Here is a 16,107-nt window from a genome sequence, read left to right as displayed (position 1 = left end):
CAATTCGAAAGAGACAGTCATGTCATTGCTGCGTCGTCGCCTCGCGGAGAGTCTTTCCGCGTTGGGCCTTGTCGTGTCCGCTGTTCCCGCCTTCGCCGCCGTCCCTCCCATCACCCCAGTCCCCAATCTGTGCGCGGACTACACCGCGACGTTGGCGGACTGCCAGAACCCTGTCTTGTTTTGTGCGAAAATCGCACGCATGGCCGCGGAGACCAATCCCAATGCGGCCTGTAACACGCTCATCAAGAACGCGGCGACCAGCGCGGCGACGGAGCTGGGCCAGCGCACGGTGGTGGTGCCGCCCACGCTGAACGCGGCGGGGCAGGTCGTCGCTCCGGATGCCTTCACGAAGTCCGTGGCCTTCCTGAAGGATGATGCCAACACCCTGAGCCTCAGCGGCCTGTCGGGCTTCTATCTGGGGTCGGTGCATCGGGCCCAGGCCTACTTCCCGGCCACGACGTTCTACTCGGCCCTGTTGAAGCTCAGTCGCAGCCAGCAGCGGACCGACTGGAATACCAGTGGCAATGTCATCAACTCGTGTGCCGAGTACGTCTTCGAGAAGTACTACGACTACAGCGTCTTCGAGGATGCCATTGCCGCGTCGGGGACCGACTACCGCGCCCTCTACAATGTCGCGTACGACGTCGCGCGGAATGGCAACCCCGTCCCGGTGTCCGCCATTGGCACGCGTGGCATCTCCAGCTCCATTCAACGGGGCAAGGATGGGACCGCCTTCCAGCCGTCCATCACCTTCCCCACGGGGCTGCCCAAGAACGAGTTCTTCACGGTGCCGGCGAACGTGACAGGCAAGGTCATCATCGGCCAGGGCACCGAGGACAAGGCGGCGGTCATGCCGGGCGTCCGGGGCGGAGCCCTCATCACCCTGAAGAACGCGGGCCGGGCGATGAACCTCTACGGCACCGTCCTCCCCACGGCCATGCGCACCACCCTCAACCAGGGCGCCAGCTACTACAACGAGAGCTGGAGCTGGCACAAATCCATGGGCCAGCGAAACGCGGCCGTGCTGGACGAGGAGATGTATGCGCTGGAGCGCCTGAAGTCGGACTTCGCCTCGCTGCTCCGGCAGCGACAGCAGCTGGTCTCCACCATCCAGTCTGAGATTGGCAATCAGTACCGGCCGCTGCCCGGGACGTTGCAGGCCGGCGCGGCCCAGGGCGCCATGTTGGACGACGAGGACCCGGTGAACCCGCTGGTGGGCATGGCCTATTCGCTGGTGGCGCTGGACGCCGCCATCGAAGCGGCGCTGCTCACGGCGCAGTCGCGCGGCTGCCTCGCCTTCCAGAGCGCCACCGCGCCCGCGCCGTGTGACTGGTCGCCCAAGCGCTTTGCCCAGCGGGTGTTGAACCTGTATCAGGCGCCTCGCGAGCAGGCCTTCCAGAAGTGCGTGGACTACACCAACGACGACTTCGCGGCGCTCAAGAGCAAGGCCCTGGTGATTGCTGGCAAGGTGAACTTCCCCGCCCAGGACTACACGGGGCGGCCCTCGGTGCTGGAGACGTACTTCACCCGGCGGGACTCCTATCTCAATGCCCTGTCCGCGGCGACGGGCGCGGTGCGGGACCCGTACACGGCGGCCCTTCGCATGAAGTGGGAGGCGGGTGACAGCTACAGCCTGGGAGATGAGACGTTCGGCGCCACCGCCGACTACCAGGTGTCCGCCGAGGTGAAGAACGTGACGGCGAGCGACTGCGCGATGACTCCGGAGGTCTACGGGCGCTTCGACGCCACCGGCCGCGCGTTCAGCAAGAGCGTCCAACTGGTCCACGCCGAGGCGAGGATTTCCGACTCCCGCGCCGATGTCGACCTGGACGTCCTCGACAACACCATCCCCGTGGCGGATGTGCACAGGGACCTGGTCGCGGGTCAGTTCAACCTGGTGTCAGGCGCGAAGTCGAAGTCCGCCACCCTGGTGGATGTGGAGACGACGTTCGTCATCGTGGTGGTGCCCGTCACGCTGGGCGCCAAGGTGGCGGGAGTGGTGGGGCTCGACTACAGCGTGGGCGGCGAGCACAAGGTGACCCCGATTGGGTCCACCGGGTGCCGGGTGAACTCCATCAGCCTCGCGGGGAAGATTGAGCCCTACGCCAAGGTGGATGGAGAGCTGTACGCGGGAGTCGACCTGTTCATCGTCGAGGCGGGCATCAAGGGCAAGCTCCAGCTCGTGCATGCCTCCGTCCCCGTCGACGCCACCGTCGGTCTGAACTACGGCGCGAACGGTGCTTCCGCCTTCACGCTCGGGATGGCGGGCAAGGCCGACCTCAAGTTCACGTTCCTCTCCGGGAGTATCGCCGCCTATCTGGAGGTGGGCATCTGGCCTCTCGAGGAGGAGTTCGAGGCGACCATCGTGAGCTGGGACGGCATCCACGACAACGTGAAGCTGTTCGACAGGAACGTCTCCGTGCTGGTCGCCGACCTGCGCGCGCTTTAATCACAGTCACGACGGGAGACGCCCATGAACACGCGAAAGACTCTCATCGGTGGTGCCGTGCTGGCACTGCTCCTTTGCACAGCCGCCTGGGTGGGTCTGGGTCATGAACCCAAGGCGTCTCCCGTCGCAGTACCCTTCCAATTCCGCTTCCCGCAGGGGCGGAGCTGGACGTATCGCCTGGACTACACGGCCGACAGCCGCGTCCAGCTCGCCGGCCAGGGGAAACAAGCCTCGCTGGCCGGTCAGGTCCACCTCACGGGGGACCTGGTGCTTCGTGGCCATGGCGGGCAAGGCGCCGTGCAGCGGGTGGGCCTGCGTCTGGAGAACCTGAGCCAGCACTCGCTGCGAGTCCTGGGGCAGGAGCTGCTCCCGGATGCCGCCTCCGTGGACGCGGTGTTCCTGGGCCGGGAGGCCCTGCTGGAGGTGGACCCGGATGGCGTCGTTCGGGCGGTCTCCTTCCTCGAGGACGACCCGTCGCTGTTCAAGAACACCGTGCAGTCGCTGGTGGGCGAGCTCCAGGTGGTGCTCCGGGAGGGGGCCACGTGGTCCGTCGAGGAGCCGACCTCGCGGGGCCGCGCCCGGACGGAGTACTCGCGGCGGGACGAGGATGCGGAGGTGGTGCGGCTGCACAAGCGCCGCGTGGAGTACGTGGAGCTTCGGGGAATGGGGCAGGGCGGCACGGTGCGGCTCGACTCGCGCTTCGAGGCGGACGTGGCTCGCGAGGGCGTGCTGGACCGCGTCGAAGGAGAGGAGACGGTGGAGCGCTTGGGGACGGACGGCAACGTGTCCGCGGCCTCGCATGTCCGGGTGAGCCTGGTCCGGGGCGCCACGGGCCACTTCGAGGCCGACAAGGCCCCGGTGGCCGTCGCCGTGCTCCAGCGCCTGGCGCCGGGGACGATGGTGGTGGACCCAAAGGTGCGGGCACAGATGTTGACGCAGCAGGTGGATGGCATGACGGCCGACCGCCTCTTCACGTTGCTCGAGCAGTTCGCCAACGTCGGCACGCTGCCGGACCACAACCACTTCCTGCTCCAGGCCACCGGCCTCTTGGAGCAGCAGCCGGAGCTGTGCGCGCGGCTGGTGGAACTCTTCCGACGGCCGACGCTCCAGGTGAAGGGCCGCGCGTTGCTGCTGGATTTGCTGGCCGGCACGGGGACGCCCGAGGCGCAGGCCGCGCTCGTCCAGGCGCTGTCCTCACGGGAGGCCACCGGGGATGCGCGGTACGGCATGCTGCTCGGCCGGCTGTCCCTGGTGAGCAACCCCACCTCGGACACGGTGCGCTTCGCGGAGAAGACCTACGCGTCCACCGAGGGCGAGCTGCGCGTCGCCAGCACGTACACGCTGGGCTCTACGGCCGGAGCGCTCTACCGGCAGGAGCAGTCACCCGAGGCGTGGGCGGCGGTGCAGCGACTGGCCGACGACCTCCGCGCGTCGAAGGCCCCGGAAGAGCAGGCTCACCTCTTGATGGCGCTGGGCAATGCGGGTGTCACAGAGCAGGCCGACGTCATCGCGGGCTACGCGAGCGCGACGAGCCCCGAGGTGCGCCGGGCCTCCGCGAAGGCGCTGCGGAAGATTGCGACTCCAGAGGCCACGATGACCTTGTTGTCCCTGGCGGCGGACGCCCAGCAGCCCGTGCAGGCCACGGCGATGGAGTCCCTGGGGCGGCGCCCGCTGGACACGGGCCTGCTGATGGACCTGCGGGACCTGGCGCTGAACGGCGGGGTGAAGGTGGAGAACTACCACGTGTTCGTGTCGCTGGTGGCGCCGTACCTGGAATCGGAGCCGGACGTGGTGCGTGAGCTGCTGAGTCACCTGCTCACGCAGGACGTCCCGGACCGGCAGGTGCTCACGCGCATCCGGGGCCTGCTGGGGACCTGAGACGCGCTACTTGTAGACGTTCACCGTGCCGCCCCGGAACGCGGAGTCGCGCAGGACGAGGCCTTCCTTGTAGAGGCGGGCCGTCTTGGGGCCGACGAAGAAGTCCTTCGGCTGGCCGCGACGGAACGTCTTCTTCACGTGCTCCTCGATGTCCATGAACAGGCGCCGGAAGCGGTCCGGCGCCGCGTTCTTCCGGCCCGTCTGCGCGGTGATGTCCAGCTCCGCCCAGAGCTTGCCGCTGAGCAGCTCGCCCTCCTCGTTGGTGCGGCATCGCTCCAGGAAGATGACAGGGGAGCGTACCTCGTCCACGCGCCAGTAGCCCTTGTCCGGGCCGCGCTTCATCTTGTCGACGATGGCGGGGCCCAAATCGCTGGCCACCAGGTACATCTCCTCCTCGGGCAGCCGCTCCATGTTGTCCTGATGGGCGCGGAACGTCGTCCAGTCCGCTGGAACGCGCCGGGGGTACACCTCCAGCACGAAGCGCTCCAGGAAGCGGAAGAAGGCGAGCTCGTCGTCGGGAATCATGAAGAACTGAAGGACATTGGCCATTGCCCGGCCCTCATATCCTTGTGCACCTCCCCGCGAAAGCCCGGGGTGAGGCGGGTTATAGAGACTTCATGGATACCTGGCTGCTTTCCCGGATGCAGGAGCTGAAGGACCTCCAGGGGCTCATCGGCCTCGCCACGTGGGACCAGGAGACGTACCTGCCCTCCAAGGCGGGCTCCGCGCGCGCCCACCAGCTCTCCACCCTGCAGGGCATCCACCACGAGCGCCTGGTGGACCCTCGGCTGGGCGACGCGCTCGCCAAGGCGGCCACCGAGGCGGGTCTGACGGACGACGAGCGCGCCATGGTGACGGTCCTCCAGCGCGAGCGGGAGCGCGAGGTGTGTGTGCCCGCCGCCCTTGTCCGCGCCCTGGCCGAGGCCCAGAGCCATGGCCTCCAGGCGTGGCGCGAGGCCCGAAAGGAGCGCCGCTTCGCCCGCTTCCAGCCCGCCCTCCAGCGCCTCCTGGAGCTGCGCCGCGAGCAGGCGGATGCGTACGGCCATGACGGCGAGCGCTACGACGCCTTGCTGGAGGGCTACGAGCCCGGCATGCGCGTCTCCCGGCTCACCCCGGTGCTGACCACGCTGCGCGAGCAGCTCATCCCCATGGTGGGCAAGCTCACGGGCGCGAAGCGACAGGCGCCGGCCCTCTTCGACGGGCGGCACTTCGACAAGGACGCGCAGTTTCGCTTCACGCTGCGGCTGCTCGCGGACCTGGGCTTCGACCTGGAGGCGGGCCGGCAGGACTTGAGCATCCATCCCTTCACCGGGGGCACGCACCCGCTCGACGTGCGGCTGACGACGCATGTCGACGAATCGAACCCGCTGCCCGCCCTCTTCAGCACCATCCACGAGGCGGGGCACGGCCTGTTCGAGCAGGGCTTCGCGCCCGAGCACCACCGCACGCCGCTGGCGGCCTCGCCCTCCATGGGACTGCACGAGTCGCAGTCGCGGCTCTGGGAGAACCTGGTGGGACGAGGCCGCCCCTTCTGGGAGCACTACTTCCCGCTGCTGCGCGCGAGCTTCCCCGACGCGCTGGCGCACGCGGACCTGGACGCGTTCCTCACCGTCGTCAACGACGTGCGCCCGTCGCTCATCCGCACCGAGTCCGACGAGGTGACGTACAACCTCCACATCGCCGTGCGCTACGAGCTGGAGCTGTTGCTCATCCGCGACGAGCTGCCGCTCGCGGACCTGCCCTCCGCGTGGAACGAGCGCATGGAGCGCTACCTCGGCGTCACGCCGCCCGACGACACGCAGGGCGTGCTCCAGGACATCCACTGGGCCTGGGGCGAGCTGGGCTACTTCCCGACGTACTCCCTGGGCAACCTCTACTCGGCCTCGCTCTACCGCGTCGCCGCGCGGGAGCTGCCGGATCTGGACGGACGGCTTCGACAGGGGAAGATGCTGCCGCTGCGCGACTGGCTGCGTGAGCGCATCCACCGCCAGGGCTTCCGTCTGCCGGCGGAGGCGCGGGTGCGCGAAGTCACGGGACAGGGCCTCACCGACGTGGACTTCATCGGGTACCTGTGCGCGAAGTACGGTGCGCTCTACGGCGTCACGCTCTGAGGTTCGCCGGAGACGGGGTCGAGCGGAGTCAGTCGCCGCTCGCCCTGGAATCAGCGCTGTTCAGAACGAGAACAGGAGCGGGTGGCAGGAGCGGGCCAGCCGCAGCGCGTCCTTCGCCAGCGTGTACGAGCCTGGATCATCCGCGTCCAGCCAGGCCGTGCGCGCCACGAGGCTGCTCAGCTCGAAGCACAGGCTGGTGGTGCGCCGCGACAGGCGGCTGTCCTTGCGCAGCGCACGCACGTTGAGCTCGCACAGCTCCGCGCACTGCCGCAGCACGCGCACGGAGGCGCTGCTCAGCGGCTCGCCCTGCGCCACCAACCTCGCCATGCCCGCCTCGCAGGACGCCTGGCACTGGAGGCTCGCATCAATGCAGCGCGACACGTCCGCGCGAGCACCGCCCAGTCTCGCTCCCGTCATCGCTCGCACCTCCGAACCGCTAACCAGGGTATGCACGCCGAGCAGGGGGGCAACTGGAAGTGAGGCATGGGATGCCAGATGTTAAACGGTCACCATGCCCAAGCTCACGCTCGTCCCTGACGAAATCGAAGATTACGCCCGCGCGCATACCGCGGCGCCCGCGCCACTCTTCGAGGAACTCAAGGACATCACCCAGGCACGCACGTCCTCTCCGGGTATGCAGGTCGGGCCTGTCGAAGGCGCCTTCCTGAGAATGCTCGTCTCGCTCACGAGTGCGAAGCGCGTCCTGGAAATCGGGACCTTCACGGGATACTCGGCGTTGATGATGGCGGACGGGCTTTCCGACGACGGAGAGCTCATCACCTGCGACATCAACCCGGAGACGGCCGAGATTGCCCGCGCCTTCTTCGCACGCAGTCCGAATGGTCGGAAAATCCAGCTCCGACTCGGGCCTGCCCTGGAAACCCTGAAGACGTTGCGGGGCCCGTTCGACCTGGTCTTCATCGACGCGGACAAGGGGAGCTACAGCGCCTACTGGGACGCGGTGGTGCCGCTGGTGCGTCCCGGAGGGTTGCTCGTCGCGGACAACGTGCTGTGGTCCGGGCGTGTGCTGAGTCCCGAGTCCGCGCAGGACCACGCGGTGGTGGCCTTCAACGCGAAGGTCGCCGCGGATGCGCGCGTGGAGCCGGTGCTGCTGACGGTGCGCGACGGGATGATGCTCGCGCGCAAGCGCTGACTCAGTACCGCGCGAGGAACCGCGTCAATCCGGGCCGCAGGGCCTCGCGCTGGGCGATGCACTGGTCCACGCGCTCCAGGGACTGGGCCAGCGCGCGCTCTCCTCCCTCGAAGTCGCGAGCGCGTGGGGCGAAGAAGCGCTCCACTTCGTCACGGTGCCTGGCGTCGCAGAAGAAGGCGCCGCTCGACAGCAGCCACGTGGAGATGTCCCGGGGCAGCCGCTCGCGCAGGGTGTCGAAGTGCTCGCGCAGGAAGCCGAAGGCCACCTCGCGCGTGTGCGTCTCCGAGAGCTGGCTGAAGAGGATGGCCAGCGCCTCGCGCGTGTCCACCTTGGCGTCCAGCAGCAGCTCCAGGCTGGCGCGCGCGAGCTTCGCGTCGCGGAAGCCGCCCAGCGCTCCGAAGAGCAGTCCCCGCTCCTGTTCGGTGGTGGCGCTGCGCGCGGCGTCTCGCAGCCGTTGGTGCAGGGCGGCGTCTCCAGCCACCGCGGCGGACTGGAGCACCGTGGCCGCGTCCTCCGGTGGCAGGGAGGTCCGGTCCTCGAGCCAGCGCTGCGTGAGGCGACGGGCCTCCGCGCGCAGCTTCGGGTCCTCGCCCTCGTTGGCCGCCATCCACATCAGCGTGGGGCGCATCAACCTCAAGTCTTCGCTCTCGCCGGGCCGGGACACGAAGCCCACCGAGCGCGCTCGCTCGCCAAAGAGTCCACGCACGAAGCGCGCCCGGTGCGGACGCAGCGCATCCGGAACCAGGTCCGTGTGCACGCTGCCCACCACGCCCGCCGCGCTGTTCACCAGGTCCGGGCCTCCTTCACCCAGCCGCGTCACCAGCGTGAGGGCCTGGCTCACGTCCAGCTCGCCGCTGGAGAGCAGCGCCTGGGCATCCGCCATCAACACCAGCCGCTCCGGAATGGTGAGCTGCTGGCCGCCCTGTCGCGTCAGCCGCTCCATCCCATCTCCGCGCAAGAGCGCGTGGTAGTAGCCGCGCGCGTCCGCGTTCGGATGGACCCAGTCCGGACAGCCCTTGGCTTCGGTCAGCTCCAGCGAGCCCGTGGGCTCGGTGAGCACCGTGCAGACGCGGCCGTCCTTCGGGCCCACGGCGTAGCGTACGCACAGCGGCACCTGCCAGGGCCGCGAGTCCTCCGCCTGCATCGCCCCGAGCGGCAGGTAGCGCCGCTGCTCCAGCGCGAGCCTTGGCGGGCCGTCCTTGGGACACTGGAGCGTCATCGCCACCAGCGGCACGCCGGGCTGGTCCAGGAACGAGGAGAACACGGGCGCGACGTCCCGGCCGGCCTCCAGCGACAGCGCCTGGAAGAAGTCCTCCGTGGTGGCGGTGCCGCGCGCGTGCGCCTGGAGATAGTGGCGCACGCCGCGCTGGAAGGCGTCGGCGCCCACCCAGGACTCGAACATGGCGAGCACGGCGGCGCCCTTGCCGTAGGTGATGCCGTCGAAGGCGCTGTGGATGTCCCCGGGTGCTTCGATGGGCTGGCGGATGCTGCGCGCGGTGACGAGCCAGTCCTCGCGCATGGCGTGGCCTCGGGCCTCCACGCGGCGGATGTCTCCGCGCCACTCCGGACGCCAGCGCTTCACCACCTTGAAGGCGAGCCAGTCCGCGAAGGACTCGTTGAGCCACAGGTCGTCCCACCACGCGGGCGTGACGAGGTTGCCGAACCACTGGTGCGCCAGCTCGTGCGCCTGCGTCTCCGCGAAGCCGCGCTGGCGCCACACGGTGTCCTTGCCGGGCTCTGCGAGCACCAGCGGCGCGCCGAAGGTGATGAGGCCCGGGTGCTCCATCGCGCCGCCCACGAGCCCCGGCACCGCGAGCACGTCCAGCTTCGGGTACGGGTAGGGCGTGCCGAACCACGTCTCCAGCTCCGCGAGCAGCGGCGGGGTGACGGAGGCGGCCCAGGTCGTCTCCGCCGCGCGACCCCGGGGCACGACGATGCGCACCGGCACGCCGTTCTGTCCGGCCCGCCCCGCGTCCACCGACTCGAAGGGCCCCACCGCGAACGCCACCAGGTACGTCGGCAGGGGCGGCGTCGTCTGGAAGCGCACCGTCTTCCAGCCGTCCGTCCCGGGCTCCTCGGCGCGCACGGGGGTGTTGGCGAAGGCGGAGTCCTCCGCGCGCACGCGCAAGGTCAGCACCCAGGGAATCTTGAAGGCGGGCTCGTCGAAGCAGGGGAAGGCGCGCCGCGCGTACAGCGGCTGGAACTGCGTCATCGCGTACCAGCTCCCGTTCTCCTGCTCGCGGAAGACGCCACTGTCCTCCTTGTCGTACGCGCGGCCCGAGTACTCGACGTGCAGCGTGACGTGGCCGGCGGGCAGCGGCTCGCGCGCGACGAAGGCGAGCAGGTCTCCCCCCACGGGCAGCGCCTCCGTCGGCACGCGCGTGTCCCCCACCTGGAAGTGGCTCTGGCTCACCGTCAGCTCGGAGGCGTGAAGCCACAGGGTGCGCGTGGGCACGGACAGCGACAGCTCCACGTCCACCGTGCCTCGGAAGGTCTCCTTCCGGGGGTCCAGCTCCAGCGTCACCGTCTGCCGCGTGGGCCGCGCGCTCCAGTCCAGCCGCAAGCCCGGTGGCGACAGGACGCTGGCGTCGTCGACGGGAGGCGGCGCGACGCGGGCTCGCGTCACGGGAGGGGGCGCCAGCGAGGCCGCTTCACGCGAGCCGCTGACGCAGCCCGTGTGGAGGAGCGCCAGCAGCAGGGCGATGACCGCGCCAGGGTGTCCGAACCGCATCGGGAAGCTCCGTCCGCCAGACCAAGGGCGACTCGTGACGGAGGGCATTCCATCACCGCCGCCCTGCAGACGGTAGTGCTTCCACGAGGTGTCAGATGTGACGAGGTGGCGTGACAGCCCGGCGCTCAGCCACCGACGACGGGGAATGCGGCCAGGAGCTCGATGAGGGCGGGGCCATAGAGCTGCACCCGCTTGTCACCGAAGTAGGGCACCTGGGCCAGCTCCTCCAGGTTCTGGGGCGGCTGCGAGAGCAACGCGTCCATCAGCGGGTTGGTGAGCACCACGCTGGGCGTCACCTTTCGCTCGGTGGCCTTCTCCACGCGGAAGGCCTTGAGGGCGTCCTCGCGCTTGCGGCGGTTGGTGTCCTTGGGCCCCTTGTTCTCCCGCTCCTGGGGCAGCTCTCCGTTGCGCGACTTCTCCAGTTGCACGCGGACGATGGCGAGCACCTCGTCACCGTGGGCGCGCACGAAGGCGCCGCGCACGCCCGCCGCGCGCGCCAGGTCCTTGGGCGTGGAGGGCAGCCGCGTGGCGATGTCCGCCAGCGCCATGTTGGAGAGCATGCGCCCCATGGGGACGTTCTCCTGCTCCGCCCACTCCAGCCGCTTGCGGTGCAGCGCGTGGGCGATGGCGTTCGCCAGCGTCAGCTGCGTGGGGGACAGTCCCGAGCGCGGCAGCTTCGGCTTGAAGTCCGCGCCCACGTCGGGCCGGGCCACGGCTTCGTCACAGAGCCGGTCGCAGTCCAGCACCACCTCTTCCAGGATGCCCGCCTCGCGGCACGACTCGCGCACCTGCCGGCCCAGCTCGCACAGGTAGCGCACGTCGTTGGCGATGTAGGTGTGCATGCCCGGGGGCAGGGGGCGCAGCGAGAAGTCGGACTGCTGATGCTCCTTCGGCAGCTCCACGCCCAGCTTCTCCCGGGCCACGTCCGCCAGTCCGACCTTGGGCCAGCCCAGCAGCGTCGCGGCCCGGTGGGTGTCGAACAGGCCCCGCACCCGCACCCCGCCTTCGGCCAGGAACTGCAAATCGCCCTGCGCCGCGTGGAAGTACTTGGTGCGCTCCGGGTCGGCCAGCAGCGGGGCGAGCAGCCGGGCCTCCACGCCGGGCTGGAGCGTGTCGAAGAGGAAGACGTCCTCGTCGGTGGCGACCTGGAGGAAGCACAGCCGGGCGCGGAAGGCGTGCATGGAGTCGGCCTCCAGGTCCACGGCCAGCTCGCGGGCCGCCTCCAGCTTCTGGAGGGCGCTCTGGGCCCCGGTGGAATCCACCACGTCCACGTCACCCTGCGGGTAGGTAGGCATCGAGCTGAGCAGGCTAGCGGACCGGACCGCCTGAATGACGTGTTTTTTCCCGGGCCGCCGCTAGGATGGCCACGCCGATGAATGACGTCCAGCGCCTGGAAAAGAGTCTGCTTGGCCACATGGGCCGAGCCATCGCGGACCACCGCCTCATCGAGGACGGGGACCGCATCATGGTGGGTGTGTCCGGAGGCAAGGACTCCTACACCATGCTCTACCTGCTCCGGGAGCTGCAGCGCCGAGCGCCGGTGAAGTTCGACCTGCTCGCGGTGAACCTGGACCAAGGACATCCTGGTTTTCCGGGACACGTCCTGGAGGAGTACTTCCAGCGGGAGGGCTACGCGTACAAGCTCCTCAAGGAGGACACGTACAGCATCGTCCTGGAGAAGACGCCGCCCGGCAAGACGCAGTGCTCGGTGTGCTCGCGCATGCGGCGGGGCATCCTCTATACGGCGGCGGTGGAGCTGGGGTGCACCAAGATTGCGCTGGGCCACCACCGCGACGACCTCATCCACACGCTCCTGCTCAACATGTTCTTCGCCGGCTCCATCAAGGCGATGCCGCCCTTGCTCAAGAGCGATGACGGGCGCAACGTGGTCATCCGGCCGCTGTGCTACGCGCCGGAGAAGGACATCGCGAAGTTCGCGGAGCTGAAGGCCTTCCCCATCATCCCCTGCGACTTGTGCGGCACGCAGGAGAACCTCCAGCGCAAGCGGATGCAGCGGCTGGTGGAGGACCTGGGCAAGGAGATTCCCAACGTCCGGCAGAGCCTTCTCAACGCGATGGCCAACGTGCGGCCGTCGCACCTGCTGGACAAGGCGCTCAACCCCGACCCGCTGAACGCGAGCGAGGCGGAAGTGGCGGTGGCGCCCACTCAAGACACGCAGGACACGCAAGGGGGAGCCAGTCCATGGCTCGAGAGCAGGCAGTGAGCGCGCGCAAGGAGCGTAACGCCGCGCTGGTGGAGGCGATGTTGCTGGCGGCGATGGCCGACGGCCGTGTGTCTCAGCGGGAGATGCAGACGTTGCTCAGCCGCGTGCTGGAGCGGCCGGAGTTCGAGGGCACGCGTCCGGAGGAGCTCAACGCGCTGGTGGAGACCAGCGCGGCGCGGCTGTCGGAGGCGCGAGATTTGGAGGACGTGCTCGCGTCGCTCAGGCGCAGGCTGCCGGACCACAAGAACCGGATGCTGGCCTTCGGGCTGGCGGCGGCGGTGGCGCTGGCGGACCAGCGGGCCACGCGCACGGAGCTGGGGCTGCTCAAGACGTTCCAGGCCGCGCTGGGCATCTCCGAGGACGAGGTGGCTCAAATCATCGACGTCATCGAGAACGGTGGCAGTCTGGCGGAGGCCCTGGGCGAGCCGCTGGAGCGGCTGTTCGCGGAGGTCATGGTGCTGGTGAGCGCGGCGGACGGGCGGCTGAAGGAGGCCGAGGCCCGGGCGCTGGTGGAGAGCTTCGCGGCGGACCCCCTCTTCGAGAACGTCAGCCCGGAGCGCGCGCAGAGCTTCGTGAGCGAGTCGGTGGCGGCGCTGTCTGCGGAAGGGCTGCCCCAGCGGCTCCAGGTGCTGGCCCACGGCCTGACGACGCACACCCAGCGGGTGAAGGCGTTCCGGCTGGCCACGAAAATCGCCCATGCGGGGGGCGAGCCCAGTCTTCCGGAGCAGCGCATCCTGGACATGCTCCAGGCGACGTTCGGTCTGGCTGACGACGAAGTGGCGCGACTGGGCAGGGAGGGGTAATCAGGGGGGCAGCATGACCCTTCAAGTCCCTTCCACCTCCAGGCACTCCTTCCGCTTCGGGCTGCCGCCGTCCCTGGGCAGTGAGATGGCGCGGGAGCGCGCGGACCGGCTGGCGGCCTTCCTCCAGAGGGCGCTGGGCAAGCTGGTGGAGGTGAGCGTCGCGTCCAGCTACGAGACGCTCGCCAAGGACTTGCTCTCCGGGCGCGCTGACGCGGCCTGGGCGCCTCCCTTCGTCTGTGCGCGGATGGAGGCCATGGGCGTGCGGGTGGTGGTGCGAGGGGTGCGCCGAGGCATGTCGTCCTATCGCTCGGCGCTGGTGTGCCGGGCGGGGGCGGGGCTGACGGTGGAGCGCCTCAAGGGCACCACGGCGGCGTGGGTGGACCGGGATTCGGTGGCGGGCTACCTGTTGCCCACCGCGTACCTGAAGGCGCAGGGGCTGGAGCCCGCGCGGGCCTTCTTCGCGCAGCACTTCACGGGCTCGTACCAGGGCGCGCTGGAGTCGGTGCTGGACGGCAAGGCGGACGTGACGAGCGTCTTCTGCCCGCCGTCCTCCACGGGGCTGACGTACAGCACCGGCGTGGAGGACGTGCTGGGGACGGGCGCGGGGCGCCGCTTCGAGCTGATTGCGTACACGGACGAGGCGCCCAATGACGGGGTGCCGGTGGCCATGGGGCTTCAGCCGCAGCTGGTGACGGCGCTGGAGTCGACGCTGCTGGGCTTGCAGGCCTCGCCGGACGGCGTGTCGCTGTTGAAGGACATCTTCAACGCGGAGCGCTTCGAGCCCTCGCCGCGCATGGGCTACCGCGCGCTGTACCGCGTGGCGCTCGCGAGCCTGTAGCGCGCTGTCCCACGCGGGCCGTGACGGCGCGGTTTCGCGGTGCGCGCATGGCGCGTCGCGGCGCGCGATTTCGCGTGGGGGGCTCCGGGGAGGCGGTGCAGGATGCCGCGCATGAGCGAACTCAAGAGCTACCAGGGCGGCTGTCACTGCGGGCAGGTGCGGTACGAGGTGAAGCTGGACCTCTCCCAGCCCGTGGTGACGTGCAACTGTTCCATCTGTCAGAAGACGGGCTCCATGTTGAGCTTCGTCCCGGTGTCGGAGTTCACGCTGCGCTCCGGGGAACCGGCCCTCACGGACTACCAGTTCAACAAGAACGTCATCCACCACCTCTTCTGCTCGAAGTGCGGCGTGCGCTCCTTCGCGCGCGGCGTGGGCCCGGATGGCAGCGAGATGGCCGCCATCAACGTGCGCTGCCTGGATGGCCTGGACCTGGGCGCCGTGAAGACGATGCAGTTCGACGGCCGGAGCCGCTGAAGCCGTCAGTCGTCTTCGGGCTCGCCATGAGAGCCACCGCGCGGCGGCACGCGCTTGGGCGCGGAGCCGCTGTCGGCGGGCCTCGCGGAGCCTGTCCGGCCGGGAGGAGGCGAGGGCGCCTTGCCGGAGCCCGTGCCGCCCCTGGCTGGAGCCGTCGGAGCCGGCGAGCCGCCGTTGGTGCCCTGGCCTCGCGGAACGGGCGCGGCGGTTGTCGAGGAGCCCGCTCCCGCGCGCCGGGGCCCCATGGGCGTGGTCGACGATGCGGACACGCCTCCCGGAGTCTTGGAGGGCAGGGCCGGCGCCGAGGGTGAGGAGGCACCTGGCTTGCGCGGAGGTGCGGGCGCTCCACGCGGCACGGCCTTCGGCGCGGAGTTGCCCGTGTCACCCGCCGCCGCCGCTGCCGCCGCGGCCTGCTGCCTTGCGGCGAGGCGCGGGTCGTAGTGGATGACGGTGGGCTCGGCGGCGAGCCGCTCCTCCTCCAGCTCCTCCGAATACGTGTCCTGCATGAAGGCCGCGAGGTGCGCCGGCGTCGCGTGCAGCTTGTGCTGCACGAGGAACTCATCCAGCGCGAGCTGCACTTCGCCCGCCGATGCGAAGCGCTCGTCGCGCTTGCGCGCCAGCGCCTTGAGCACAATCGCGTCCAGCTCCTTCGGGATGTCCGCGTCCAGCTCCGACGGCGGGACAATCTTCGTCCCCACCACCGCCTTGAGTGTGGCGATCTCCGTGTCCCGCTTGAACAGGCGCTGGTGCGTCAGGAGCTCGTAGAACACCGTGCCCAGCCCGAAGATGTCGGAGCGGTGGTCCAACGGCTCGCCCCGCGCCTGCTCCGGGGACATGTACGCGTGCTTGCCCTTGATGGTGCCGACCACCGTCTGGGAGAACTTCCCGGACGCCTTCGCCACCCCGAAGTCGATGAGCTTGACGCCGCCGTTGTAGCCGACGAGCACGTTCTGCGGTGACACGTCCCGGTGGATCAACGCCAGCTTGCGGCCCGACGGACTGCGCGCGTTGTGCGCCGCATCCAGCCCCGCCGCCGCGTCCGCGATGATGCGGCACTTGAGCGCCAGCGGAATCGACAGCTTGCGCTGCTGGGCCCTGAGTCCCAGGGGCCCCACCGCCTCGCCATGCACGTACTCCATGGCGATGAAGTACTGCCCGTCCACGTCACCCAAGTCGTAGATCTGGGCGATGTTCGGGTGGTTGAGGTGCGCGGCGATGCGCCCCTCGTCGAGGAACATCTCGATGAACTCGTCGTCCTCGGACAGGTGGGGGAGCAGCCGCTTCACCACCAGCAGCTTCTGGAAGCCCACCGGCCCCTTCTGCCGAGCGAGATAGACGGCGCCCATCCCGCCGATGGCGATTTTCCGCAACAGCTCGTAGCGGCCGAATGTCTCCACGTCGGGGCCACGATAGCCGTGCCGGGGCCACATGCGGAAGCCCGCGCCG

General features: G+C 69.5%; 13 protein-coding genes. 8 read left to right on the top strand and 5 right to left on the bottom strand.

All coding sequences use genetic code 11. The annotated features are described in order from the left end of the window. The first annotated feature begins 19 nt into the window (after positions 1 to 19). A complete protein-coding gene (locus tag LZ199_RS17525) occupies positions 20 to 2,449 on the top strand; it encodes a hypothetical protein (RefSeq protein WP_253994848.1) in 2,430 nt (809 codons plus the stop codon). Between the two features lie 24 nt (positions 2,450 to 2,473). Then, positions 2,474 to 4,327 (top strand): HEAT repeat domain-containing protein, encoded by a 1,854-nt coding sequence (locus LZ199_RS17520; RefSeq protein ID WP_253994847.1) that lies wholly within the window; start codon positions 2,474 to 2,476, stop codon positions 4,325 to 4,327. A 6-nt stretch (positions 4,328 to 4,333) separates the two neighbouring features. Here the strand turns inward: LZ199_RS17520 and LZ199_RS17515 are convergent, their stop codons facing one another. Next, complete coding sequence (locus tag LZ199_RS17515; RefSeq protein ID WP_253994846.1) at positions 4,334 to 4,876, bottom strand: hypothetical protein; 543 nt, start codon at positions 4,874 to 4,876, stop codon at positions 4,334 to 4,336. Between the two features lie 68 nt (positions 4,877 to 4,944). Here LZ199_RS17515 and LZ199_RS17510 point away from each other — a divergent pair, with 68 nt between their 5' ends. Then, the gene (locus LZ199_RS17510) at positions 4,945 to 6,438 is read left to right on the top strand and encodes a carboxypeptidase M32 (RefSeq protein ID WP_253994845.1); all 1,494 of its coding nucleotides are present in this window, start codon (positions 4,945 to 4,947) and stop codon (positions 6,436 to 6,438) included. A 60-nt stretch (positions 6,439 to 6,498) separates the two neighbouring features. Here LZ199_RS17510 and LZ199_RS17505 read toward each other — a convergent pair whose 3' ends face one another. Continuing rightward, the gene (locus LZ199_RS17505) at positions 6,499 to 6,855 is read right to left on the bottom strand and encodes a hypothetical protein (protein ID WP_253994844.1); all 357 of its coding nucleotides are present in this window, start codon (positions 6,853 to 6,855) and stop codon (positions 6,499 to 6,501) included. 94 nt (positions 6,856 to 6,949) lie between these two features. Here LZ199_RS17505 and LZ199_RS17500 point away from each other — a divergent pair, with 94 nt between their 5' ends. After that, entirely contained in the window at positions 6,950 to 7,591 is a 642-nt protein-coding gene (locus LZ199_RS17500; protein ID WP_253994843.1) for a class I SAM-dependent methyltransferase, read from the top strand. A gap of 1 nt (position 7,592) precedes the next feature. On the opposite strand, the gene LZ199_RS17495 is transcribed toward LZ199_RS17500, so the two are convergent. Continuing rightward, positions 7,593 to 10,322, bottom strand: a complete 2,730-nt coding sequence (locus LZ199_RS17495; protein ID WP_253994842.1) for a M1 family metallopeptidase — start codon at positions 10,320 to 10,322, stop codon at positions 7,593 to 7,595. Between the two features lie 125 nt (positions 10,323 to 10,447). Continuing rightward, entirely contained in the window at positions 10,448 to 11,617 is a 1,170-nt protein-coding gene (locus tag LZ199_RS17490) for a ribonuclease D (RefSeq protein ID WP_253994841.1), read from the bottom strand. A 65-nt stretch (positions 11,618 to 11,682) separates the two neighbouring features. Between LZ199_RS17490 and ttcA the strand changes: the two genes are divergently transcribed. The 4 genes from ttcA to LZ199_RS17470 all read left to right on the top strand — a co-directional run bounded on the left by ttcA (position 11,683) and on the right by LZ199_RS17470 (position 14,661). After that, the gene (gene ttcA / locus LZ199_RS17485; protein WP_253994840.1) at positions 11,683 to 12,546 is read left to right on the top strand and encodes a tRNA 2-thiocytidine(32) synthetase TtcA; all 864 of its coding nucleotides are present in this window, start codon (positions 11,683 to 11,685) and stop codon (positions 12,544 to 12,546) included. After that, entirely contained in the window at positions 12,525 to 13,349 is an 825-nt protein-coding gene (locus LZ199_RS17480; RefSeq protein WP_253994839.1) for a TerB family tellurite resistance protein, read from the top strand. The genes ttcA and LZ199_RS17480 overlap by 22 nt, the downstream gene beginning before the upstream one ends. Positions 13,350 to 13,362: 13 nt before the next feature. Then, positions 13,363 to 14,187, top strand: coding sequence for a phosphate/phosphite/phosphonate ABC transporter substrate-binding protein (locus LZ199_RS17475; RefSeq protein WP_253994838.1), 825 nt, complete (start codon positions 13,363 to 13,365; stop codon positions 14,185 to 14,187). Between the two features lie 111 nt (positions 14,188 to 14,298). Further along, complete coding sequence (locus tag LZ199_RS17470) at positions 14,299 to 14,661, top strand: GFA family protein (protein ID WP_253994837.1); 363 nt, start codon at positions 14,299 to 14,301, stop codon at positions 14,659 to 14,661. Positions 14,662 to 14,666: 5 nt separating this feature from the next. Here the strand turns inward: LZ199_RS17470 and LZ199_RS17465 are convergent, their stop codons facing one another. Continuing rightward, positions 14,667 to 16,058: a serine/threonine protein kinase gene (locus LZ199_RS17465; protein ID WP_253994836.1), complete on the bottom strand. Its 1,392-nt coding sequence runs from the start codon at positions 16,056 to 16,058 to the stop codon at positions 14,667 to 14,669. Positions 16,059 to 16,107 lie beyond the last annotated feature (49 nt).

The sequence above is a fragment of the Myxococcus qinghaiensis genome (assembly GCF_024198215.1).
Lineage (GTDB): Bacteria > Myxococcota > Myxococcia > Myxococcales > Myxococcaceae > Myxococcus > Myxococcus qinghaiensis.
The sequence above is the reverse complement of the archived record's forward strand: the minus strand, read 5'-3'. Positions and strand labels throughout refer to the sequence as shown.

Bases quoted from the DNA above. Each gene is read 5' to 3' on its own strand.
- ttcA (WP_253994840.1), top strand. From the start codon at position 11,683: ATGGCCACGCCGATGAATGACGTCCAGCGCCTGGAAAAGAGTCTGCTT.
- LZ199_RS17525 (WP_253994848.1), top strand. From the start codon at position 20: ATGTCATTGCTGCGTCGTCGCCTCGCGGAGAGTCTTTCCGCGTTGGGC.
- LZ199_RS17515 (WP_253994846.1), bottom strand. From the start codon at position 4,876: ATGGCCAATGTCCTTCAGTTCTTCATGATTCCCGACGACGAGCTCGCC.
- LZ199_RS17470 (WP_253994837.1), top strand. From the start codon at position 14,299: ATGAGCGAACTCAAGAGCTACCAGGGCGGCTGTCACTGCGGGCAGGTG.
- LZ199_RS17475 (WP_253994838.1), top strand. From the start codon at position 13,363: ATGACCCTTCAAGTCCCTTCCACCTCCAGGCACTCCTTCCGCTTCGGG.
- LZ199_RS17500 (WP_253994843.1), top strand. From the start codon at position 6,950: ATGCCCAAGCTCACGCTCGTCCCTGACGAAATCGAAGATTACGCCCGC.
- LZ199_RS17520 (WP_253994847.1), top strand. From the start codon at position 2,474: ATGAACACGCGAAAGACTCTCATCGGTGGTGCCGTGCTGGCACTGCTC.
- LZ199_RS17495 (WP_253994842.1), bottom strand. From the start codon at position 10,322: ATGCGGTTCGGACACCCTGGCGCGGTCATCGCCCTGCTGCTGGCGCTC.
- LZ199_RS17480 (WP_253994839.1), top strand. From the start codon at position 12,525: ATGGCTCGAGAGCAGGCAGTGAGCGCGCGCAAGGAGCGTAACGCCGCG.
- LZ199_RS17490 (WP_253994841.1), bottom strand. From the start codon at position 11,617: ATGCCTACCTACCCGCAGGGTGACGTGGACGTGGTGGATTCCACCGGG.
- LZ199_RS17510 (WP_253994845.1), top strand. From the start codon at position 4,945: ATGGATACCTGGCTGCTTTCCCGGATGCAGGAGCTGAAGGACCTCCAG.
- LZ199_RS17505 (WP_253994844.1), bottom strand. From the start codon at position 6,855: ATGACGGGAGCGAGACTGGGCGGTGCTCGCGCGGACGTGTCGCGCTGC.